General features: G+C 69.7%; 22 protein-coding genes. 16 read left to right on the forward strand and 6 right to left on the reverse strand.

Going from position 1 to position 22857, the window contains the following annotated elements:
- Positions 1-50 precede the first annotated feature (50 nt).
- Both ACRSBM_RS11010 and ACRSBM_RS11015 read right to left on the reverse strand, forming a co-directional pair.
- Positions 51-692 carry an HD domain-containing protein gene (locus ACRSBM_RS11010; protein ID WP_434442625.1) on the reverse strand — a complete coding sequence of 214 codons (642 nt, stop codon included), beginning with the start codon at positions 690-692 and terminating at the stop codon, positions 51-53.
- Between the two features lie 12 nt (positions 693-704).
- A complete protein-coding gene (locus ACRSBM_RS11015; protein WP_434442627.1) occupies positions 705-1409 on the reverse strand; it encodes an SDR family oxidoreductase in 705 nt (234 codons plus the stop codon).
- Between the two features lie 88 nt (positions 1410-1497).
- Between ACRSBM_RS11015 and ACRSBM_RS11020 the strand changes: the two genes are divergently transcribed.
- Positions 1498-2307: a sigma-70 family RNA polymerase sigma factor gene (locus tag ACRSBM_RS11020; protein WP_434442628.1), complete on the forward strand. Its 810-nt coding sequence runs from the start codon at positions 1498-1500 to the stop codon at positions 2305-2307.
- Positions 2308-2749: 442 nt separating this feature from the next.
- Here ACRSBM_RS11020 and bldD read toward each other — a convergent pair whose 3' ends face one another.
- Positions 2750-3238, reverse strand: coding sequence for a transcriptional regulator BldD (bldD, locus tag ACRSBM_RS11025; RefSeq protein ID WP_030471611.1), 489 nt, complete (start codon positions 3236-3238; stop codon positions 2750-2752).
- A gap of 257 nt (positions 3239-3495) precedes the next feature.
- On the opposite strand from bldD, the gene pyrR reads away from it, so the two are divergent.
- The 12 genes from pyrR to metK all read left to right on the forward strand — a co-directional run bounded on the left by pyrR (position 3496) and on the right by metK (position 15974).
- Positions 3496-4068 carry a bifunctional pyr operon transcriptional regulator/uracil phosphoribosyltransferase PyrR gene (gene pyrR / locus ACRSBM_RS11030; protein WP_434442630.1) on the forward strand — a complete coding sequence of 191 codons (573 nt, stop codon included), beginning with the start codon at positions 3496-3498 and terminating at the stop codon, positions 4066-4068.
- Entirely contained in the window at positions 4065-4997 is a 933-nt protein-coding gene (locus ACRSBM_RS11035) for an aspartate carbamoyltransferase catalytic subunit (protein ID WP_434442632.1), read from the forward strand. Before pyrR ends, ACRSBM_RS11035 begins: the two co-directional genes overlap by 4 nt.
- Complete coding sequence (locus ACRSBM_RS11040) at positions 4994-6274, forward strand: dihydroorotase (protein ID WP_434442634.1); 1281 nt, start codon at positions 4994-4996, stop codon at positions 6272-6274. The genes ACRSBM_RS11035 and ACRSBM_RS11040 overlap by 4 nt, the downstream gene beginning before the upstream one ends.
- Complete coding sequence (locus tag ACRSBM_RS11045) at positions 6271-6777, forward strand: transporter (RefSeq protein ID WP_434442636.1); 507 nt, start codon at positions 6271-6273, stop codon at positions 6775-6777. Before ACRSBM_RS11040 ends, ACRSBM_RS11045 begins: the two co-directional genes overlap by 4 nt.
- Complete coding sequence (carA, locus tag ACRSBM_RS11050) at positions 6774-7886, forward strand: glutamine-hydrolyzing carbamoyl-phosphate synthase small subunit (protein ID WP_434442638.1); 1113 nt, start codon at positions 6774-6776, stop codon at positions 7884-7886. The genes ACRSBM_RS11045 and carA overlap by 4 nt, the downstream gene beginning before the upstream one ends.
- Positions 7886-11188 (forward strand): carbamoyl-phosphate synthase large subunit, encoded by a 3303-nt coding sequence (gene carB, locus ACRSBM_RS11055; protein WP_434442640.1) that lies wholly within the window; start codon positions 7886-7888, stop codon positions 11186-11188. The genes carA and carB overlap by 1 nt, the downstream gene beginning before the upstream one ends.
- Positions 11185-11997, forward strand: coding sequence for an orotidine-5'-phosphate decarboxylase (gene pyrF, locus ACRSBM_RS11060; protein ID WP_434442642.1), 813 nt, complete (start codon positions 11185-11187; stop codon positions 11995-11997). Before carB ends, pyrF begins: the two co-directional genes overlap by 4 nt.
- Positions 11998-12293: 296 nt before the next feature.
- Positions 12294-12611, forward strand: a complete 318-nt coding sequence (mihF, locus tag ACRSBM_RS11065) for an integration host factor, actinobacterial type (protein ID WP_030471603.1) — start codon at positions 12294-12296, stop codon at positions 12609-12611.
- Positions 12608-13204, forward strand: coding sequence for a guanylate kinase (gmk, locus tag ACRSBM_RS11070; RefSeq protein WP_434442644.1), 597 nt, complete (start codon positions 12608-12610; stop codon positions 13202-13204). Before mihF ends, gmk begins: the two co-directional genes overlap by 4 nt.
- Before the next feature lie 3 nt (positions 13205-13207).
- A complete protein-coding gene (rpoZ, locus tag ACRSBM_RS11075) occupies positions 13208-13486 on the forward strand; it encodes a DNA-directed RNA polymerase subunit omega (protein WP_396416157.1) in 279 nt (92 codons plus the stop codon).
- A complete protein-coding gene (gene coaBC, locus ACRSBM_RS11080) occupies positions 13483-14736 on the forward strand; it encodes a bifunctional phosphopantothenoylcysteine decarboxylase/phosphopantothenate--cysteine ligase CoaBC (RefSeq protein ID WP_434442645.1) in 1254 nt (417 codons plus the stop codon). Before rpoZ ends, coaBC begins: the two co-directional genes overlap by 4 nt.
- 35 nt (positions 14737-14771) lie before the next feature.
- On the forward strand, positions 14772-15974 hold the full coding sequence (gene metK / locus ACRSBM_RS11085; RefSeq protein WP_434442646.1) for a methionine adenosyltransferase: 1203 nt from the start codon (positions 14772-14774) through the stop codon (positions 15972-15974).
- A 178-nt stretch (positions 15975-16152) separates the two neighbouring features.
- On the opposite strand, the gene ACRSBM_RS11090 is transcribed toward metK, so the two are convergent.
- Positions 16153-16563 (reverse strand): hypothetical protein, encoded by a 411-nt coding sequence (locus ACRSBM_RS11090; RefSeq protein WP_434442648.1) that lies wholly within the window; start codon positions 16561-16563, stop codon positions 16153-16155.
- Here ACRSBM_RS11090 and ACRSBM_RS11095 point away from each other — a divergent pair.
- A complete protein-coding gene (locus tag ACRSBM_RS11095; protein ID WP_434442649.1) occupies positions 16554-17030 on the forward strand; it encodes a hypothetical protein in 477 nt (158 codons plus the stop codon). The genes ACRSBM_RS11090 and ACRSBM_RS11095 overlap by 10 nt on opposite strands.
- 38 nt (positions 17031-17068) lie before the next feature.
- Here the strand turns inward: ACRSBM_RS11095 and ACRSBM_RS11100 are convergent, their stop codons facing one another.
- Positions 17069-17257 (reverse strand): hypothetical protein, encoded by a 189-nt coding sequence (locus ACRSBM_RS11100; protein WP_434442651.1) that lies wholly within the window; start codon positions 17255-17257, stop codon positions 17069-17071.
- Positions 17258-17997: 740 nt separating this feature from the next.
- Between ACRSBM_RS11100 and ACRSBM_RS11105 the strand changes: the two genes are divergently transcribed.
- A complete protein-coding gene (locus tag ACRSBM_RS11105; protein ID WP_434442652.1) occupies positions 17998-19944 on the forward strand; it encodes a phosphocholine-specific phospholipase C in 1947 nt (648 codons plus the stop codon).
- A gap of 140 nt (positions 19945-20084) precedes the next feature.
- A complete protein-coding gene (locus tag ACRSBM_RS11110; RefSeq protein ID WP_434442654.1) occupies positions 20085-22370 on the forward strand; it encodes a primosomal protein N' in 2286 nt (761 codons plus the stop codon).
- Here ACRSBM_RS11110 and ACRSBM_RS11115 read toward each other — a convergent pair whose 3' ends face one another.
- Positions 22371-22838, reverse strand: a complete 468-nt coding sequence (locus ACRSBM_RS11115) for a hypothetical protein (protein ID WP_434442655.1) — start codon at positions 22836-22838, stop codon at positions 22371-22373.
- Positions 22839-22857 lie beyond the last annotated feature (19 nt).

The raw sequence follows: 22857 nt of genomic DNA on the forward strand, positions 1-22857 counted from the left end.
CTCTGCCTGACGACGACGGCCGCCTGGGTTTCCAGGCGGCCGTCGCGCTGTCAGCCGCGTGCCCAGCCGCGGCGCTCACCCTCGTCGATCAGGTGCAGCGCCGCGTCCCAGAGCTTCCTCGATCCCTCACCGATCACGGCCTTGCGAGCCCGCACGTCGTTCGCGGTCACGCCCGGCGTGCGCCAGGTCCCGCCCTTCGCCATCCAGTTGAGCAGCAACGGTTGCAGCCGGTCCATGGCCTTGGCGAACCGCGCTTCGGGCGTCTCTCGCGCCTCGAACTCGTCCCACAACGCCCTCATGGTCCGGCCCGCGTCCTCGGGCAGGACGCCGAACAACCGGTTCGCGGCGGCTTCCTCGCGTTCCTGCTGGCTCGCGCCCAGTTCGGTGTCGTAGATCGGGGTGTCGCCCGCGTAGATCTCGACGAGGTCGTGCACCACCACGAGCTTCATGGTGTGGCCGACGTCGATCGGTTCGTCGGCGTACTCGGCGAGGGTCATCACCATCAGCGCCAGGTGCCACGAGTGCTCGGCGTCGTTCTCGCGCCGGTCCGCCGCCGCGAGAGGGGACGCGCGCAGCACGGTCTTGAGCTGGTCGACCTCGATCAGGAACGTGAGGTGGTCGCGCAACCGGGCGTCCAAGCCGGTCGGCAGCGGGTTCCGATCGGCGAGAAGTCCTGCGTCAGAGGTGGTCACGGTGCCAGGACTCTACCGATCGGCGAGGAACTCCTCCCAGGTGCGGACGCCCCGGTCGCCGTCCAGGGTCAGGTTCCGCCCGTCCCGGTAGGCCTTCCCCGCCTTGCCGGGCAGCCGCACCGGCACCGTGAGCCGGCGCTTGCCCGCCGCCGTCAGGTAGTCCCGGACGAGCTGCTTCATGTCGTGGACCGCGGGGCCCGCGAGGTCCGCGACGCGGCCCGCCGGCCGTCCCAGCGCCAGTTCGACGAGCCGGAAGGCCACGTCACGGGCGTCGACCGGCTGCAGCCTCATACCCGGCACCGGCACGATAGGCAGCTTCGCGAGGCCGCGCACCATCGTGAACGTCAGGTCGTGGAACTGGGCCGCGCGCAGGATTGTGAACGGGATGCCCGACTCCGCGATCGCCTCCTCGCAGGTGAGCTTGGTGTTCAGCCACGCCAGCGGCACGGTGTCGGCGCCGATCACCGAGATGAAGACGAAGTGGCGTACCCCGGCGCAGGCCGCGAGCAGGTTGCGGGTCGCCACGTCGTCACCCTTCTGGCCACCGGCGAGGTGCACCACGACGTCGGCCTCGATCGGGGGAACCGGGCCCGCCACCAGGTCACAGGCGATGTCGCCATGCCTGCTCAGGGTCGTGACCTGCGCGCCGGCATCGCGCAACAGGGGGACGACGTGCCTGCCGAGTGTGCCGGTGCCGCCCGTGACGAGGATCTTCATGATTACCCTCCAGAATGAGTCGTTGCCCGGTCGACCCGGCGGCGCTCGGGAACGTGACACGGTGTGTGCCAGGCCACAGGGGGAAGCTTTGATCGCGCAGTTCGAGCAGGAGCGCACGCGGTTGCGCGCCATCGCCCACCGCATGCTCGGGTCGTTCGCCGAGGCGGACGACGCGTTGCAGGAGGCCTGGCTCCGCGTCGAACGCGCCGACACCAGCGAGGTCGAGAACCCGGCCGCGTGGCTCACCACCGTGGTCGGCCGGGTGTGTTTGAACATGTTGCGCGACAGGCGGGAGCACGCCTTCGAGATGCCGGACCCCGTGATCGAGACGGGGGAGGAGCCCGAGCAGCAGGCCGTGGCGAACGACCAGGTCGGGCTCGCGATGCTGATCGTGCTGGACTCGCTCAAGCCCGACGAGCGGCTGGCGTTCGTGCTGCACGACATGTTCGCGGTGCCGTTCGACGACATCGCGCCGTTGATCGACAAGACGCCCACCGCGACCCGGCAGCTCGCGTCCCGTGCGCGCAAGCGCGTGCAGGACAGGCCGCAGCCCAACGTCAACCTGCCGAGGCAGCGGGAAGCGGTGCAGGCGTTCCTCAGGGCGGCGCAGGAGGGCGACCTGGAGGGGCTCGTGTCGGTGCTGCACCCGAACGTGGTGCTGCGCGCGGGCGATCTCGAGGTCATCGGCGGACGCGCGGTCGCCGCACGGGCCAGCCTGTTCCGCAAGTACGCCGCCGCCGCGACCGCGCAGCTCGCGGTCATCGGGGGCGAGGCCGGCTTCATCTCGCGGGTGAACGGCGTGCCGTTCTCGATCATGGCGTTCACGGTGCGCGACGGCCGGATCGCCGCGATCCACGTGATCCAGGACAAACAGCAGCTCGCCGCACTTGTTCCGTGAGCAACACCACTGCTGTCGCTGGTCAGGCCGAGCGCCCGCCGGATGTCTGGTGGGCGCTCACTGCGCGCCGCTCGTCGCCCACGGGCTGCTCAGGCCGAGCGCCGGCGCGGCTGAACACGACACCTGCCTGCGACGGGTACAACGCCTGTGGCGAGCACGAAGGGTGAGACCGTGCTCCGTGCTCCGTGCTCCGTGCTCCGTGCTCCGTGCTCCGTGCTCCCGTGGCCCCGTGCGGCGGAAACGCGTAACGGCCACATGCGACGCACCACACACACGCGCCCGCCGGGATCCCCCAAAATCAACACTAGCGAGCAGGTCTGACAGAAAAGCGGCAGTGGGCTCAAGCAGCAGTGGCTCAAAGCAGCAGTGGCTCCCCTGACGTCCTCAGGGCGACTAGCAGGACGTCAGGGGAGCCACCACTCCGTTCGAGGAGCCGGAAAGCTCAGTCTTCCTTGGCCGGACGGGCCTCGGGAGGCAGCACACCCCAGTCGATGAGCTGCTCGGTGAGCTCGCCCGGCGTCATGTCGTAGATGATCGCGAGCGAGCGGAGGTCCTCGGTGCGGATGGAGAGGACCTTGCCGTTGTAGTCACCGCGCTGCGACTGGATGGTCGCGGCGTAGCGGGCCAGCGGGCCCACCTTCTCGACCGGCAGCTGCTGGAGCCGTTCCAGGTTGATGACGATCTTGGTCGCCGGCTCGGCACCCGACGGCACGCGGCCCTCCGGCAGGAGCTCGGCGACGGGAACCCCGTAGAAGTCGGCCAGCTCGGCCAGCTTCTGCACGGTCACCGCGCGGTCACCGCGCTCGTACGAGCCCACGACCACGGCCTTCCAGCGACCGCCGGACTTCTGCTCGACGCCGTGCAGGGACAGACCCTGCTGCTGGCGGATAGCGCGGAGCTTGGCCCCCAGCGCCTTGGCGTAGTCGCCCATGTGGCGGTTCTCCGTTCATTCGCCCCGTCAGCAGTACGGGCGTGCCGCGGGGAGGCTTAGATCGATACGCAGAGTAATGATTACTCGCCGTGGTCGGCAGGTCAAGCTGATCTCGGGCGGAGACGCGCGCCACGCCTGGGCTACCACTCGGATGGTTGACCGCCCGTGGGTGATACGGTGCAGGTCAGCCTGGTTGTCACCAGGTGTCCGACGTCCTTTAAGGACCCGTCCAGTGAGGCGGGGAAGGAGGTCCAGCCGTGGCGTCACGTCAACGTGGCGCGACGGATCCGGCCGGGGATCGCGAGATCCTGTCGGCCGGTGACGTCGCGCGCACTGTCGCCCGAATGGCCCATCAGATCATCGAGAAGACCGCTCTCGATGCACCCAGCGCACCCGATGTCGTCTTGATGGGTATTCCCAGCCGGGGAGCCCCCCTCGCACGGCGCCTGGCCGCTAAGATCGCCGAATTTTCCGGCCGGACGGTGCACGAGGGCACGCTCGACATCACCCTCTACCGCGACGACCTGCGCCGGGGCCCCACGCGGCCGCTGGAGGCGACGAAGCTGCCCGAGGGCGGCATCGACGACAAGCTGGTCGTGCTCGTGGACGACGTGCTGTTCTCCGGTCGCACGATCCGCTCCGCCCTCGACGCGCTGCGCGACCACGGCCGGCCCCGCGCCGTCCAGCTCGCCGTGCTGGTCGACCGCGGTCACCGCGAGCTGCCGATCCGCGCCGACTACGTGGGCAAGAACCTGCCGACGGCCAAGACCGAGGACGTCGTCGTGCTCCTGGAGGAGTTCGACGGTCGCGACGGAGTGGTGCTGAAGTGAAGCACCTGCTCTCCACCGACGGCCTCGACCGCGACCAGGCGATCGCGATCCTCGACACCGCGGACCGGCTGAAGCAGGCGCTGCTCGGCCGCGAGGTCCGCAAGCTGCCGACGCTGCGCGGCCGCACGGTGATCACGATGTTCTACGAGAACAGCACCCGCACCCGCGTCAGCTTCGAGATCGCCGGCAAGTGGATGTCCGCGGACGTGATCAACGTCAGCAGCTCCGGTTCCAGCGTCAGCAAGGGTGAAAGCCTCCGCGACACCGCGCTCACGCTGCAGGCCGCGGGCGCGGACTGCGTGATCGTGCGGCACCCGGCGTCCGGTGCGGCCCACCGGCTCGCGGGCTGGCTCAAGCACACCAGCACGTCCGTGGTGAACGCGGGCGACGGCATGCACGAGCACCCCACCCAGGCGCTGCTCGACGCCGCCACGCTGCGCGACCGCCTGGGCGACCTCGACGGCCGCCGGGTCGCGATCGTCGGCGACGTGCTGCACAGCCGGGTCGCCCGGTCGAACGTGCACCTGCTCACCACGCTCGGTGCCGAGGTCACGCTGGTCGCGCCGCCGACCCTGCTGCCCACCGGCGTCGAGAAGTGGCCGGTCACGGTCTCGCACGAGATCGACTCGGAACTCGCGAGCCAGGACGCGGTGATGTTGCTGCGCGTGCAGGCCGAGCGGATGACCGGCGGGTTCTTCCCGAGCTCGCGCGAGTACTCGATCGCCTACGGCCTCAACGAGCGCCGCCTGAAACTGCTGCCAGAGCACGCCGTCGTGCTGCACCCCGGCCCGATGCTGCGCGGCATGGAGATCGCCTCCGTCGTCGCCGACAGCCCGCAGGCCGCCATCACCGAGCAGGTCCGCAACGGTGTCCACGTGCGCATGGCCGTGCTGTACCACTTGCTCGCCCACGAGGAGGAAAACGCGTGAAACCCTTGCTTCTCAAGGGAGTTAGGCCCTATGGCGAGGGGGAACCGCAAGACATTCTCATCCGTGACGGCGTAATCGCCGAGGGCACGGATGAGAACGCGGAGGTCATCGAAGGCAACGGCGCCATCCTGCTGCCGGGCTTCGTCGACCTGCACACCCACCTGCGCGAACCCGGCCGCGAGGACACCGAGACCATCGAGACGGGTTCCAGGGCCGCTGCTCTCGGCGGTTACACGGCGGTGTTCGCCATGGCCAACACCGACCCGGTGGCCGACAACGCCGTCATCGTCGAGCACGTCTCCCGCCGCGGCGGGGAGGTCGGTCTCGTCGACGTCCACCCGGTCGGCGCCGTCACCGTCGGCCTCAAGGGCGAGAAGCTCGCCGAGCTCGGCACCATGGCGAACTCCAAGGCGAACGTCCGCGTGTTCTCCGACGACGGCCACTGCGTGCACGACCCGTTGATCATGCGCCGTGCGCTGGAGTACTCGAAGGCGCTGGGCGCCGTCATCGCCCAGCACGCCGAAGAGCCGCGTCTCACCGTCGGTGCCCAGGCGCACGAGGGCGAGAACGCGTCCCGGCTCGGTCTGCAGGGCTGGCCGGCGGCGGCCGAGGAGTCCATCGTCGCCCGTGACTGCATCCTCGCGCAGCAGGTCGGCGCGAGGCTGCACGTCTGCCACGTCAGCACCACCGGCACGGCCGACGTCCTGAAGTGGGCCAAGGCGCGCGGCACCAAGGTCAGCGCCGAGGTCACCCCGCACCACCTGATCCTGACCGACGACCGGCTGAGCACCTACGACCCGGTCAACAAGGTCAACCCGCCGCTGCGCACGCAGGCCGACGTCGACGCGCTGCGCCAGGCGCTGGCCGACGGCACCATCGACTGCGTCGCCACGGACCACGCCCCGCACGCCGTCCAGGACAAGGACTGCGAGTGGTCGGCGGCCCGGCCCGGCATGCTCGGCCTGCAGACCGCGCTCGGCATCGTCGTCGAGACGATGGTGAAGACCGGTCTGCTGGACTGGCGCGGCGTCGCGCGGGTGATGAGCGAGAAGCCCGCCGAGATCGCGGGCCTGACCGACCAGGGCCGTCCGATCGAGGTCGGCGAGCCTGCGAACCTCGTGCTCGTGGACCCGGACGCGTCGTGGACGGTGAACGGCGCCGAACTCGCGAGCATCGCGGGCAACACCCCGTTCGAGGGCATGGAGCTGCCTGCCGCGGTGACGGCCACCATCTTGCGTGGCAGGGTCACGGCACTGGCGGGGAGGATTGCGGAATGACCCGCGTTCTGTTGTCCCTGGCCGTTTTCCTCTTCTTCGCCCTGTGCGTGTACGGCATGTGGCACGGCTGGAAGCGGCGCCAGCGCAAGCAGGCCGGCCTGCCCGCGTTCCCCGCGACTCCGGCGACTCTCGGTGCGCCGACGCTCACGACGACGGGCGTCTACCTCGGAACGACGAACGCGGGCAACTGGCAGGACCGCGTCCAGGTGGGCGACATCGGCCACCGCGCCGAGGCCACGCTGAGCCTGGTCCCGGAGGGCGTCGCCATCGACCGCGTCGGCGCGACGCCGATCTTCATCCCGGCCGGGTCCGTCAGGGCCGCCCGCAAGGACCGGGGGCTCGCCGGGAAGGTCATGTTCAGCGAAGAGGGCCTGCTGGTGGTCCAGTGGGAGAACGAGGGCCACCTCTTCGACACCGGGTTCCGCGGTGACGACAAAGACGTTTACGACGAATGGGTTGAAGCTCTCGGCCACAACCCGATCAACACGGAGGGCAAGGCGTGACGAACGCGGCATTGGTGCTGGAAGACGGACGTGTCTTCCGCGGTGAGGCGTACGGAGCGACCGGCGTCTCGCTCGGCGAGGTCGTGTTCTCCACGGCCATGACCGGGTACCAGGAAACCCTGACCGACCCCTCCTACCACCGCCAGATCGTGGTGCAGACCGCGCCGCAGATCGGCAACACCGGCTGGAACGACGAGGACGACGAGTCGTCGAGGATCTGGGTCGCCGGCTACGTGGTCCGCGACCCCGCGCGCACGCCGTCGAACTGGCGGTCCCGGCGCGGCCTCGACGAGGAACTGGCGAACCAGGGCGTCGTCGGCATCTCCGGCCTCGACACCCGCACCCTGACCCGCCACATCCGCGAGCAGGGCGCGATGCGCGCCGGTGTGTTCTCGGGTTCCGGGCTCGCCGACGACGCGTCGATGGTCGAGCAGGTCAAGGCCTCGGCGCAGATGGTCGGTGCGAACCTCGCGGTCGACGTCACCACGGACAAGCCGTACGTGGTCGAGGCCATCGGCGAGAAGAAGTTCACCGTCGCGGCGCTCGACCTGGGCATCAAGTCGAACACCCCGCGGATGATGGCGGCGCGTGGCATCGAGGTGCACGTGCTGCCGCTGACCAGCACGTTCGACGAGATCCTGGCGACGAGCCCGGACGGGTTGTTCCTGTCCAACGGCCCCGGCGACCCCGCTACGCAGGACCACGCCATCGCGCTGACCAAGGAGGCGCTGGGCCGCAAGCTGCCGCTGTTCGGCATCTGCTTCGGCAACCAGATCCTCGGCCGCGCGGTCGGCCGCGGGACGTACAAGATGCGCTACGGCCACCGCGGCATCAACATCCCGGTGATCGACGTGACCACCGGCAAGGTCGCCATCACCTCGCAGAACCATGGGTTCGCGCTGGAAGGCACACCGGGGGAGGAGTTCTCCTCCGAGTTCGGCCGCGCCGTGCTGTCGCACTACTGCCCGAACGACGGCACCGTCGAGGGCGTCCGGCTGCTCGACGCGCCGGCGTTCTCCGTGCAGTACCACCCCGAGGCCGCGGCCGGTCCGCACGACGCCGCGCCCCTGTTCGACGAGTTCGTGACGCTGATGAATGAGGCCCGCTGATGCCGAAGAGGACTGATCTCAAGCACATCCTGGTCATCGGGTCCGGCCCGATCGTCATCGGTCAGGCGTGCGAGTTCGACTACTCCGGCACGCAGGCGTGCCGGGTGCTGCGGGAGGAGGGCATCAGGGTCAGCCTGGTGAACTCCAACCCGGCGACGATCATGACCGACCCCGAGTTCGCCGACGCCACCTACATCGAGCCGATCACGGCCGAGTTCGTGGAGAAGGTGATCGCGCAGGAGCGCCCGGACGCCGTGCTGGCGACCCTGGGCGGCCAGACCGCGCTGAACACGGCCATCGCCCTGCACGAGCGCGGGGTGCTGGAGAAGTTCGACGTCGAGCTGATCGGCGCGAACGTCGACGCGATCCAGCGCGGCGAGGACCGGCAGATGTTCAAGGACATCGTGCGCAAGATCGGCGCCGAGGTCCCGCGCTCCGCTGTCTGCCGGACGATGGACGAGGTCCGCGAGACGGTCGCCGAGCTGGGCCTGCCGGTCGTCATCCGCCCGTCGTTCACCATGGGCGGCCTGGGGTCGGGCATGGCGTACACGCCGGACGAGCTGGAGCGCCTCGCGTCCATCGGTCTCGAGGAGTCCCCGGTGACCGAGGTGCTCATCGAGGAGAGCGTGCTCGGGTGGAAGGAGTACGAGCTCGAGCTCATGCGCGACCGCAACGACAACGTGGTCGTCATCTGCTCGATCGAGAACATCGACCCGATGGGCGTGCACACCGGCGACTCGGTGACGGTCGCGCCCGCGATGACGCTGACCGACCGCGAGTACCAGCACATGCGCGACGTCGGCATCCAGGTGATCCGCGAGGTCGGCGTCGACACCGGCGGCTGCAACATCCAGTTCGCGATCCACCCCGAGACCGGCCGCATGGTCGTCATCGAGATGAACCCGCGTGTCTCGCGTTCGTCCGCGCTGGCGTCCAAGGCGACCGGCTTCCCGATCGCCAAGATCGCCGCGAAGCTCGCCATCGGCTACACGCTCGACGAGATCACCAACGACATCACGGGGGAGACCCCGGCGTCGTTCGAGCCGACGCTCGACTACGTGGTCGTGAAGGCGCCGCGGTTCGCCTTCGAGAAGTTCCCCGGCGCGGACCCCACGCTGACGACCACGATGAAGTCGGTCGGCGAGGCCATGTCGATCGGCCGGAACTTCGTGGAGGCGCTCGGCAAGGCGCTGCGTTCGCTGGAAACGAAATCGGTCGGTTTCTGGACGCAGCCCGATCCGGAGGGCGCTACGCTCGAGTCCACGTTGAAGCAGCTGGAGCGCGGTCATGACGGCCGCCTCTACACGGTCGAGCGTGCTCTCCGGCTCGGTGCGTCCATTGAGGACGTGTACACCGCGTCGGGGATCGACCCCTGGTTCATCGAGCAGATCGCGTGGCTCGGCACGTTGCGCACGGAGCTCCTGGAGGCTCCCGTGCTCGACGAACCGTTGCTGCGCAAGGCGAAGCGTGCCGGCCTGTCCGACCGGCAGATCTCCGTGCTGCGGCCGGAGCTGGCCGGTGAAGACGGCGTGCGCTCGTTGCGGCACCGTCTGGGCGTGCGTCCGGTCTACAAGACGGTCGACACGTGCGCGGCGGAGTTCAAGTCGGAGACGCCGTACCACTACTCCGCGTACGAGCTCGACCCGAACGCCGAGTCGGAGGTGGCGGAGCAGCGGGAGAAGCCGAAGGTGCTGATCCTGGGCTCCGGGCCGAACCGGATCGGGCAGGGCATCGAGTTCGACTACTCGTGCGTGCACGCGGCGATGGCGTTGCGGGCGGCCGGGTACGAGACCGTCATGGTCAACTGCAACCCGGAGACGGTGTCGACCGACTACGACACCTCCGACCGCCTGTACTTCGAGCCGCTGACGTTCGAGGACGTACTGGAGGTCGTGCACTCCGAGCAGCGCTCCGGTGAGGTCGTCGGCGTGATCGTGCAGCTCGGCGGCCAGACGCCGCTGGGCCTCGCGCAGCGCCTGTCCGACGCCGGTGTGCCGGTCGTGGGCACGACGCCCGAGGCGATCCACCTCGCCGAGGACCGGGGCCAGTTCGGCAAGGTGCTGACCGAGGCTGGCCTGCCCGCGCCGAAGTTCGGCACGGCCACGTCGTTCGGCGAGGCGAAGGAGATCGCGGACGAGATCGGCTACCCGGTCCTCGTGCGACCGTCCTACGTGCTCGGCGGGCGCGGCATGGAGATCGTGTACGACGAGGAGTCGCTGTCGGGCTACATCGCCCGCGCGACCGAGGTGACGCCCGAGCACCCGGTGCTGGTCGACCGGTTCCTCGACGACGCCATCGAGATCGACGTCGACGCGCTGTGCGACGGCGACGAGGTGTTCATCGGCGGCGTGATGGAGCACATCGAGGAGGCCGGCATCCACTCCGGCGACTCGTCGTGCGCGCTGCCTCCGATCACGCTGGGCGCGTCGGACATCGAGAACGTCCGCCGCTCCACCGAGGCCATCGCCAAGGGCATCGGCGTGAAGGGGCTCCTGAACGTCCAGTACGCGCTCAAGGACGACGTGCTGTACGTCCTGGAGGCAAACCCGCGTGCGTCGCGCACGGTGCCGTTCGTGTCCAAGGCTACGGCCGTGTCGTTGGCCAAGGCCGCGTCGCGGGTCATGCTCGGCGCCACGATCGCGGAGCTGCGCGAGGAGGGCATGCTGCCGGCCACCGGTGACGGTGCCCGGCTGCCCGAGCACGCGCCGGTCGCGGTCAAGGAGGCGGTCATGCAGTTCCACCGCTTCCGCACGCCCGAAGGCCACGGCGTCGACTCGTTGCTGGGCCCGGAGATGAAGTCGACGGGCGAGGTCATGGGCATCGACTCGTCGTTCGGCAAGGCCTTCGCGAAGTCGCAGACGGCCTCGTACGGCTCGCTCCCGACCTCCGGCAAGGTGTTCGTGTCGTTCGCGAACCGCGACAAGCGCGCGATGATCTTCCCGGTCAAGCGCCTCGCGGACCTCGGTTTCCAGATCCTGGCGACCGCGGGCACGGCGGAGGTCCTCAAGCGCAACGGGATCGCGTGCACCGAGGTGCGCAAGCACTTCGAGGGCGAGGGCAACGTCGTCGACATGATCCTGGCCGGCGAGATCGACATGATCTTCAACACGCCGTACGGCAACAGCGGCCCCCGGGTGGACGGGTACGAGATCCGCACCGCCGCCGTGGCCAAGGACATCCCCTGCGTCACCACGATCCAGGGCGCTGCCGCGGCCGTGCACGGCATCGAGGCGCTCATCCGCGGTGACATCGGCGTGCAGCCGCTCCAGGCGCTGCAGGCCGCGCTGCGAGGTGACGCGTGACGTTCGGCGACAAGCTCACGAAGGCCGTCGAGGCGCACGGGCCGCTGTGCGTCGGGATCGACCCGCACCCGAGCCTGCTGGACGCCTGGGGCCTCTCGCGCACCGCCGAGGGCCTCGAACGGTTCGCGCTGACGGCCGTGGAGGCCTTCGGCGGCAAGGTGTCGATGGTGAAGCCGCAGGCGGCGTTCTTCGAGGCCTACGGGTCGCGTGGCGTCGCCGTGCTGGAGCGGGTGATCGCCGGCCTGCGCGACTCGGGCACGCTGGTGCTCGTGGACGCCAAGCGCGGCGACATCGGCTCGACCATGGCCGCCTACGCGCAGGCGTACCTGGCCGACGGCTCGCCGCTGGCCGGCGACGCGGTCACGCTGTCGCCGTTCCTCGGCTTCGGATCGCTGCAGCCCGCGCTCGACACGGCGCGGGCGACCGGCCGCGGCGTGTTCGTGCTCGCCCTCACGTCGAACCCGGAGGGTGGCCAGGTCCAGCGCACGGTTGCTCCGGACGGGCGAACCGTGGCGCAGACGATCATCGATTTCGCCACCGCTCGGAATTCCGGCATTTCCCCGTGCGGCGATGTTGGTCTCGTCGTGGGTGCCACGATCGGGGAAACGGATGTAGACCTCGCGGGGTTCAACGGCCCGATCCTGGCCCCCGGTTTCGGAGCTCAGGGTGGCTCCGTGACCGATCTAAAACGGCTCTTCGGGCCCGACATGCGCAACGTCTTTCCGACTTCTTCACGAGATGTTCTCAGGCACGGTCCCGACGTATCGTCGCTGGTCAGCGCGGTGCGGAGGGTTCAGGAGACCCTGTAGGGGACGGGCGCGCCACAACTTTTGTGGTGTGGCGCGCTCACCTGGGGAAACATGTGTTGGTAGGGTCCACGCCACCGGCTGCCCCGCTGGTCACCGGCCTCATAGCACACCTAGAGTGGGCGACGAGTTGCCGGTGGCGGTGATCAGGCCGCCGGAGGGTGTTGGTACTACTACCACCCGCCGCATCACTCATGGCCGCTGAAGATTTACCTGACTGGGTCGCGTTGTACTCAGGCAATTGCGGTCGGTACGGTCGCGGCACCGATCCGAAAAGAATCCACACCACGGAGGAAATCGTGGCTCTTCCCCAGCTTACCGAGGAGCAGCGAGCCGCAGCGCTGGAGAAGGCTGCTGCCGCTCGTCGCGCTCGGGCTGAGCTCAAGGAGCGCCTCAAGCGCGGCGGCACGACCCTGACGGACGTGCTCAAGGCCGCCGAGAGCGACGAGGTCCTGGGCAAGATGAAGGTGTCCGCGCTGCTCGAGGCCCTGCCGGGCGTCGGCAAGGTGCGCGCGCAGCAGATCATGGAGCGCCTCGAGATCGCTCCCAGCCGTCGCCTGCGCGGTCTCGGTGACCGTCAGCGCAAGGCCCTGCTCTCCGAGTTCAGCGGAGAGTGATTGGCACCGAGGCGGGGGCGGGTTCTGCCCGTCCCCGCCTCACCGTCTTGTCCGGGCCGTCCGGCGTTGGCAAGTCCAGCGTTCTGGCGGAGCTGCGCAGGCAGCAACCCGATGTCTACTTCTCCGTCTCGGCGACCACCAGGAAGCCGAGGCCGGGCGAGGTCGACGGAGTGCACTACCACTTCGTGGACCACGAGAAGTTCCAGCAGATGGCCGAGGCCGGCGAGTTCCTCGAACACGCCGAGTTCGCCGGCAACCGCTACGGAACTCCTCGCAGGCCCGTCGAGGAAGCACTGGCCGCCGGCCGTCCCGCCCTGCTCGAGATCGAACTGCAGGGCGCACGGCAGGTCCGCGTGGCCATGCCCGAGGCCCAGCTGGTCATGCTGATGCCCCCATCCTGGGAGCACCTGGTCGACCGGCTGACCGGCAGGGGCACCGAACACCCGGACGTCGTCGAACGCCGTCTTCAGATCGCCCGCGAAGAGCTGGCGGCCGAAAAGGAGTTCGACGAGGTCGTCGTGAACGCCGACGTGCAGTCGGCCGCGGCCGACTTGCTATCCTTGGTGGTCGGACCACGAATTTCAGGAGATTGACGAGTGATCACCCACACCGAGTTCGGTCACCTGACCGGTTCCCCGGAGGGCATCACCAACCCGCCGATCGACGACCTGCTGGAGCAGGTGAGCTCGAAGTACGCGTTGGTGATCTACGCCGCGAAGCGTGCCCGCCAGATCAACGACTACTACGCGCAGCTCGGCGAGGGCCTGCTCGAGTACGTCGGCCCGCTCGTCGAGCCGGGCCCGCGTGAGAAGCCCCTCTCGATCGCGCTCCGCGAGATCCACGCGGGTCTCCTCGAGCACACCGAGGGCGAGTGAGCGCGTCTGCTGACGCTACCGATGCCCCCGTCAAGCCCCGGATCGTTCTCGGGGTCGGCGGGGGCATCGCCGCGTACAAGGCCTGTGAGGTCCTGCGGCGGCTGACCGAGTCCGGCCACTCCGTGCGGGTCATCCCCACCGAGGGCGCGCTGAAGTTCGTGGGAGCCGCCACGTTCGAGGCGCTGTCCGGCCAGGTCGTGACCGCGGACCCGTTCGACGACGTGCACGAGGTCCCGCACGTCAAGCTCGGGCAGAACGCCGATCTCGTCGTGGTCGCCCCGGCGACCGCGAACATCATCGCGAAGGCCGCGCACGGCCTCGCCGACGACCTCCTGACGAACACCCTGCTGACCGCGCGCTGCCCGGTCCTGCTGGTGCCGGCGATGCACACCGAGATGTGGGAGCACCCGGCCACGCAGCACAACGTGGCGCTGCTGCGCTCCCGCGGTGTCGTCGTCGCCGAACCGGCGTCCGGCCGGCTGACCGGCAAGGACACCGGCAAGGGCCGCCTGCCCGACCCCGCCGAGATCGTGGAGCTCGCCCGGCTGCTGCTGGCGCGGCCCGACGCGTTGCGCCGGACGCTCGAAGGCGTGCACGTCGCGATCTCCGCCGGTGGCACGCGAGAACCACTCGATCCGGTCCGGTTCATCGGCAACCGCTCGTCCGGCAAGCAGGGCTACGCGCTCGCGCGGGTGGCGGCGCAACGCGGTGCCCGAGTGACCTTGGTCGCGGGCAACACCGCCGACCTGGCCACCCCGGCCGGGGTCGACCTGGTCCGCGTCGGCTCGGCGGTGGAACTGCGCGACGCCATGCACAAGGTGGCGGCGGACGCGGACGTGGTCGTCATGGCCGCCGCGGTCGCCGACTTCCGGCCGTCGTCGCTCACCGGGCACAAGATCAAGAAGACCGCCGCCGAACCGGACCCGATCACGCTGACGAAGAACCCCGACATCCTCGTAGAGCTCGTTTCCGCACGTCGGACAGGCCAGCTGATCGTCGGGTTCGCCGCGGAGACCGGCGACGAGACGACGTCCGTGCTCGACTACGGCCGGGCGAAGCTGCGCCGCAAGGGCTGCGACCTGCTGGTGCTGAACGCCGTCGGCGACGGCAAGGCGTTCGAGCAGGAGGACAACGCCGGCTGGCTGCTGTTCCCGGACGGCACCGAGACCGCTATACCGCACGGTTCGAAAACACAACTGGGTTCCGCTTTGTGGGACGCGGTTGTCGTTCGCCTGGCCGAGTTTCAGTAGACTTCTCCAGTCCAACCCGCAATTAAGGAGTGTCCGTGAGCCAGCACAGCAGCAGGCTGTTCACCAGTGAGTCGGTGACCGAGGGACACCCGGACAAGATCTGTGACGCGATCAGCGACTCGATCCTGGACGCCCTGCTGGCCAAGGACCCGCGTTCCCGCGTCGCGGTGGAGACGATGGTCACCACCGGGCAGGTGCACGTCGCGGGTGAGGTCACGACCGAGGCCTACGCGGACATTCCCACGATCGTCCGGGAGAAGATCCTGGAGATCGGTTACGACTCGTCGGCGAAGGGCTTCGACGGCCATTCGTGCGGCGTGAACGTGGCGATCGGCGCGCAGTCCCCGGACATCGCGCAGGGTGTCGACACGGCGTTCGAGGAGCGTGTCGAGGGCGCCGCGGACGAGATCGACAAGCAGGGCGCCGGCGACCAGGGCCTGATGTTCGGCTACGCGTGCACCGACACGCCCGAGCTGATGCCGCTGCCGATCGCGCTGGCCCACCGCCTGTCGCGGCGGCTGAGCGCGGTCCGCAAGGACGGCACCGTCCCGTACCTGCGCCCGGACGGCAAGACGCAGGTGACCATCGAGTACGCCGGCGACCAGCCCGTGCGCCTCGACACCGTCGTGATCTCCACGCAGCACGCCGACGGCATCGACCTGGAGAAGCTGCTCGGCGTCGACCTGCGCACGCACGTGGTCGCCCCGGAGATCTCCGAACTGGGCATCGACACGACCGACGTCCGCCTGCTCACGAACCCGACCGGCCGCTTCGTCATCGGTGGCCCGATGGGCGACGCGGGCCTGACCGGCCGCAAGATCATCGTCGACACCTACGGCGGCATGGCCCGCCACGGCGGCGGCGCGTTCTCCGGCAAGGACCCGTCGAAGGTCGACCGCTCCGCCGCCTACGCCATGCGCTGGGTCGCGAAGAACACCGTCGCGGCGGGCCTCGCGTCCCGCGTCGAGGTCCAGGTCGCCTACGCCATCGGCAAGGCCGCCCCGGTGGGCCTGTTCGTCGAGACGTTCGGCACCGAGACGGTCGATCCGCAGAAGATCCAGCAGGCCATCACCGAGGTCTTCGACCTCCGCCCGGCCGCGATCATCCGCGACCTGGACCTGCTGCGCCCGATCTACGCCCCGACCGCCGCGTACGGCCACTTCGGCCGCACCGACGTCGACCTGCCCTGGGAGTCGACGGATCGCGCGGAGGCCCTGCGCAACGCCGCCGGCGCCTGATCCCGCACGCTCGAACGGCCCGCTTCCCTCCGGGGAGGCGGGCCGTTCCGCGTTTGACGATCTTGTCGGACCCCGTGAGTACGTTGTGATGTAGGGGTTCCCAGCTCGGGGGTACCCCTGCGTGAGCCTGCCCGCGCGTGCGTTCGGCCTGCGGCGTGCTTCCGGACTGCCACCTGCGTTAGGCACGCCGCATGCTTTCGGCCGCCAAATTCTGGGCGGTCCGCGCGAACCTCCTCGAACCGCGCGGCATCGACGCCTGGGTGACGTGCAGCCCGGCCACGAGGACGCGCCTCGGCTGGCCGCGGCGATCCTGGGCGCCCTCGCCGCCGATCACACTGACGAGCCCGGCGCGGAAGAAGTCCTCGCGGCGTTCCGGCGGAAAGCTCCGCTCGACGTGTGCCTGCTGCTCGACGACGTGCACGAGGTCCCGGACGGATCGCCGGGCGCGCGGCTGTTCGAAGCCGTGGCACGCGCTACCGGACACCGCGCATCTCGTGCTCTCCGGACGTACCGTGCCGGCTCTCCCGTTGGCCCGCAGGCAGGCGGCGGGGGAGGTGGCCTCGATCGAGACGGCCGATCTTGCCTTCACCGACGCCGAAACGTCTGCACTGGCACGGAGGTTCGGCCGCGAGCTCACCGCCGATCTGCACGGCTGGCCTCGCCCTCGTCAGGCTGTCTCTCACGGCCGGGCCTGCCGCGTCGTGGCGCTACGCCGCCGAGGAGGTCGGCACGGTCATGGAAGCACCCGCCGTGATGGAGCACCTCGTGCGCGTGGTGCCGTTGGTCAACCGGCTCGACGACGGCCGGTATCGGGCACACGACCTGTGGGCGAGCCTGGTGTCCACCGATCACCTGCGGCACAAGGCCGTCGAGGTGCTCACCAAGCGCGGAGATCTGGCCGCGGCCCACCACCTCGCTGACCGGGCGCTGGAGCTGGAACCGTTCGAACCGCGCGGGCACCGGTTGGCGCTCGCGGCCGCGTTGCGCACGGAATCCACAAAGGACCGTGGAGACCCCGTGCGCGCGTGCTGGACGCGTTGCGGCAGTTCGGGGTGAGACCCGATCCGCCACGGAGATCCTGTTGCGGCAGATGGTCACACGCAGCTGACCGGGTTCTCTGTGGACGGCGGGCAGTGGTCGAACCCGGCCTCGCCGTCGCCGTCGTCGGAGTTGCCCGTGTCGCCGGACAGCAGGTCCATCCCCTCGCCACCGAGCATGTCGTCGTTGCCGCCGTAGATCACGTCGTCGGCGCCGAGACCGAGGATGATGTCGTTGCCCTCCAACCCGATGATGATGTCCGGGTTGTTGCTGCCGAGGATGACGTCCGGCCCGACGGTACCGACGATGAAGCCGTTGTCGACGATCGTGGGATGGCGTTGTAGCAGTTCGCGGGCGTCGGTCTGTTCTGGAACTCCGGCGGCACCTCATCGGCCTCGGCGACACCCGCGGTGCACAGCCCGATGGCGAGCGCTGCAGCAGCGATGCGCAGTCTCATGGTTGCTTCTCCTCTTCCGTGTATCGCTTACGGGCAGAAGAGTCGCGACCGAGCGTTGTCCGAACGCTAGCCAGAACGCGCCGTCCAGCCTACGCAGTTATTTCAGTGATGCTTGAAGTTCATGGGTTTTCCGCAACGCTGCGGGAAGGGGCTCGGTGCTCCGCAACGTGTCGATCAGACGCGCTGCCGGAGCACCGAGGGTGCGCACAACGCCAGTAGCGCCAGGAGGGAGCGCTGGCGCATACCGGTGAGGCACACCATGCCGCCTGGCCCGGTGACTTCAAGGGGTCCGGGCAGGCGGACGTCGAGTTCCTCCACTCATGAGCGGAGTTCTCCCGGCCGGCCCTGATACATCGACCAGCGCGCTGCAGCGAAGTCATCACCCGCATCGCAGCGCTGTTCGGTGTGCACAGCGCTGTCGTCGTCGCCGGTTTCCACTGTGAGTGTGAACAAGGTCCTGGTCATCCGGGGCCGATGTTCATGCGTGAGTCGGTTCCGCGACACGTCCTGAGGCTAGAAACTCGTCTCATGTCGCTCTCTCGTCGTGGGTTCATGGCTGCGGTCGCTGCTGCTGGTGCGGGCACGTTGCTGCCACCGTCGGTGCACGCCGCATTGGCTCGTGAGCCCCGTGCGGGAGGGTTGCGCGCGATCAAGCACGTTGTGCTGTTGATGCAGGAGAACCGGTCGTTCGACCACTACTACGGGACTTTGCGCGGTGTGCGCGGGTTCTCCGACCGGAACGCGTTGCGCGGGGTGTTCGACCAGTCAGGCGTGCTGCCGTTCCCGGTGCGGGAGGCGGCGTCCGGGCGGGACATCCAGTACATCGGTGACCTGGACCACAGCTGGAACGGTGGGCACTCGGCGTTGCGCGACGGGTGGAACGACAACTGGGTGCCGGCGAAGAGCGCGGCGACGATGGGGTTCTACGCGCGCCAGGACATTCCGTTCCACTACGAGCTGGCGGACACCTTCACGCTGTGCGACGCCTACCACTGCTCGGTGCCCTCTTCGACCTCGCCGAACCGGAACTACTGGGTGTCCGGGTACACGGGCTTCGAGCCGTCTGGTGGCCGTGCGACCGGCAACGCCGCCTACAGCGAGGACACGCACGCCGGGTACACGTGGAAGACGTATCCGGAACGCCTCGAGGCTGCCGGGAAGTCGTGGCGCGTGTACCAGGAGTGGGACAACTTCCAGGACAACAACCTGGAGTTCTTCGTGCGGTTCAAGGAGATCGCGCGCAAGGTGCTGCCCGCCGGGTTCAAGTCGCTGGACAAGCTGTACGGGACCGGGGACCCCGCTCTGATCGGTTCCATCGACCTCTCCGGTCTTACCGCCGCCGAGAAGTCCCTGTACTCGCGGGGACTGCACCGCGTGCAACCGGGCGGTCTGGGGGAGGCGTTCCGTGCGGACGTCGCCGCGGGCCGGTTGCCCGCCGTGTCGTACCTCGTTCCGTCCTCCGTGGACTCCGAGCACCCCGGCGCGTCGTCGCCCGCCGCGTCCGCCTCGGTCACCTACCAGGTGCTGGACGCGCTGGCCTCCAACCAGGAGGTGTGGGAGTCGACGGTGCTGTTCATCACCTACGACGAGAACGACGGTTTCTACGACCACGTGCCGCCGCCGCGTCCGCCGTTGTCCGTGGCGGACGAGTACGTGGGTGACCGGCCGTTGGGACTGGGGACGCGCGTGCCGATGACCGTCGTCTCGCCGTGGTCCGTTGGCGGTTACGTGTGTTCGCAAGTGTTCGACCACACGTCGATGACGCAGTTCCTGGAGCGGTGGACCGGGGTGCGTTCGGAGGAGATCTCCGCGTGGCGCCGGACCGTTGCCGGTGACCTGACCTCGGCGTTCGACTTCGACCGGCGCCGGACGTGGCCCGAGGTGGGCGAGCCGTCCCCCGTGCCGCCGGCGACGCCGCGGTGGCGTCCCGCGCCGCCTTCGTCGCAGAAGATGCCGGAGCAGGAGGCCGGACGACGGCGTGCGCGCGCTCTGCCGTATCAGCCTGACGCGTCGTTGCGGGGCTCCCGGCTGGACATGTCGAACTCCGGCTCGGCCTCGGTCCACTTCGCATTGTACCCGTACTCGGGGCAGTTCGCGGTGCCGCAGCACTTCGACGTTGCCACCGCCTCGTCGCTGGAGATCGCCGGTGATCACGATCTCGTGCTGCTGGGCCCCAACGGTTTCCGCCGTGAGTTCGCTGGGTCGTCGTCTGACCGTGCGCGCGTCTCATCGTCGGTGCGCGGCTACAGCCGTGTGCTGACCTTGACGTTCGAGAACAGTGGTTCGTCGCGGCTGACGTTCGTGCTGGGGCGGCGTCGTTACGTCGTGAGGCCGGGACATCGGCACGTCATCCCGTGGCTGACCATCATGAACTCCGGCTGGTACGACCTGACGGTGACGGTGGAGGAGGAACCGACGTTCCGCCGCCGTCTTTGTGGCCACATCGAGAACGGTCAGGAGTCGATCTCCGGCTGACGTGTCGCCGTGAGGACGAGATCCGGGGACGGATGATCGATCACGCTGTGCCCGAGCGGGCTGGTCGCGACGAGGGTCGGCCCGCCGGTTTGGTGAGGCGCGACGCGTGACTGTCGGAGGTGTCTGATACACCAGGAGGCATGAGCGCGAAGACCGGAGCGAGAAAAGGGGAACGGGTCCCCGCGGAGTCGCTGCCGGTCGCCCGGATCGTGGTGGACGTGCCGCTGGCCCACCTGGACCGTCCCTTCGACTACTCGGTTCCGTCCGAACTGGACACCGCGGCCGTACCCGGCTGCCGGGTCCGCGTCCGGTTCGCGGGCCAGCTGGTCGACGGCTACCTGCTCGAACGGGTGGAAACCTCGGAATACGGCAAGAAGCTCGCGTTCCTCGAGAAGGTCGTGTCTTCCGAACCGGTGCTGGCGCCCGAGATCGCCGCCCTGGCCCGCGCGATCGCCGACAGGTACGCGGGCGGCATGATCGACGTCCTGCGCCTGGCCATCCCACCCCGCCACGCCCGCGCGGAGGCGGCCTCGTCGGGCGAGTCGCCCCCGCTGCCGCAGGTGCCCGCGTGGGTGGGGGAGCAGTCGCCGGTCGAGGCGGCAGATCCGCCCGTCGATTCCGCTTCGCCCGCGGAGACCTCGCCCGGCGAACCTGCCGAGTCCGCCGCGGCCGGCCAGGCCGCGGGAGCGCCCTCCGGGGCCGGGCCCGCGGCGGCTTCTGTGTCGGTGGAGGGGCCGGCGTCGGCTCCTGTGCCGGCGGCCGAGCCCGCCTCAGCTTCCGCGTCCGATGCCGAGCCCGTCGCGGAACCTGCCGCTCCGCCCTCACCTCGTCAGTCGCAACCTCCGCGGTCGCAACTGCCGCCCGTGCCCGCCGACGCCTGGTCGCGCTATCCCCGCGGCCCCAAGTACCTGGAGGCCCTGCGCGAGGGCCGGCCCGCCCACGCCGTGTGGCAGGCGCTGCCGTCCGAGGACTGGCCCGCGCGGCTGGCCGAAGCGGCGGCCGCGGTCGCGTCCACCGGCCGGGGCGTGGCCATCGTCGTGCCCGACCACCGGGACCTGGCTCGCGTGGCCGAGGCGTGCGGCAAGCTGATCGAGGGCGTGGTGACGCTGTCGGCCGATCTCGGTCCGTCGGAGCGCTACAAACGTTGGCTCGCGGTGCGGCGGGGTGTGGCGCGGGTGGTGGTCGGCACGCGCGCGACGGCGTTCGCGCCGGTCAGGGATCCTGGGTTGCTGGTCGTGTGGGACGACGGCGATGACCTGCACGTCGAGCAACGCTCGCCGTACCCGAACGTGCGTGACGTGCTGGTGCAGCGTGCGCACATGACGGGTGCCGCGCTGCTGATCGGTGGGTTCGCCCGCACGGCCGAGGCGCAGTTGCTGGTCGAGACGGGCTGGGCGCACGAGATCGTCGCCTCGCGCGAGACGCTGAGGTCCGTCGCGCCGCGCGTCGTGTCGGTGGGCGACAACGAGTGGCAGGACGTCAAGGACCCGGCCGCGCGCACGGCCCGGCTGCCGTCCATCGCGTTCGACGCCGCCCGGTTCGCCCTGGCCGACTCGCCGGTGCTGATCCAGGTGCCACGCCGCGGCTACGTGCCGTCCCTCGCCTGCGGTCAGTGTCGCGGGCCTGCCCGGTGCCGTCGGTGCGCTGGGCCGCTGGCACTGCCGGGCGGGACCGAGGGTGGGCTGCCCAAGCCCGCGTACTGCCGGTGGTGCGCGGCGACCGAGGCCGGGTTCCGCTGCCCGACGTGCGGGTCGCGCAAGCTCCGCGGCCAGATCATCGGCGCGCGGCGCACGGCGGAGGAGCTCGGCCGTGCCTTTCCCGGGCACCCGGTGCGGACCAGCGGCGCGGACGAGGTGCTGACCATGGTGCCGGGCAAACCCGCCCTGGTGGTCGCCACACCGGGCGCCGAACCCGTGGCCGAGGGCGGTTACGGCGCGGTGCTGCTGCTGGACGGCTGGGCGTTGCTGGGCAGGGCCGACCTCCGTGCCTCCGAGGAGGCGCTCAGGCGGTGGATGACGGCGGCGGGCCTGGTGCGGCCGGGCAACGGTCGCGTGGTCGTGATCGCGGACTCGTCCCTGACCCCGGTGCAGGCCCTCGTCCGCTGGGACCCGGTGTGGCACGCCGCCACGGAGCTGGCCGCGCGGACCGAGCTGGGCTTCCCGCCGGCGGTCCGGATGGCGACCGTCGACGGCACCCCGGACGCCGTGAACGCCATGCTCGACGAGCTGCGCCTGCCGCCGACCGGCGAGATCCTCGGGCCGGTGCCTCTCGGCGACGACGAGACGAAGGAACGGGCCCTGGTGCGGGTCGCGCGCGCCGAAGGCCGTCAGCTCGCCGCCGTGCTGGCCGAGGCGCAGGCGGTGCGGACGGCGCGCAAGGAACAGGAGCTGGTGCGGATCAAGCTCGATCCGCTCGAGGTCCTGTAGTCAGCCCTCGAAGTGGGAGCGCAGGCCGGCGACGTGCTCGCGGATGTCCTCGTCGGTGAGCTTCTCGTACTCCAGGTACTCGCTCATGTAGGTCATGAGGTCGCCTCGCTCCGGATACTGCTCGTTCGCGATGACGTGCGCCGTCGTGCCCGCGATGCCCGCCGGGAACAGCAGGAAGCCGTCGAGGCCCGCCATGGTGTCGAAGGAGGCGTTCTTGGCCTCCCACAGGGCCCAGACGTCGTCCTCGCGGCCGCATTCGGCGAGCAGCAGGGCGGCGAGGACCATCGCCTCGCGCACGCCCCAGCCCTCCTGGTGCGCGGCGGTCTCCTCGGCAAGAAGATGGCGCAGCAGGTCGGCGTCGCCGTCGCGGCGTTCGCGCAGGAGCAGGTGCAGCGCTTCCTCGCGGTCGGCCTCGTCGAGCGGGGTGTTCGTGAAATTGGTTCGCAACTGGTCAAGATCGATCGACACGCCCGCACCTTAGGCCTTC

This window comes from Lentzea xerophila (assembly GCF_051094245.1).
GTDB classification, from domain to species: domain Bacteria; phylum Actinomycetota; class Actinomycetes; order Mycobacteriales; family Pseudonocardiaceae; genus Lentzea; species Lentzea xerophila.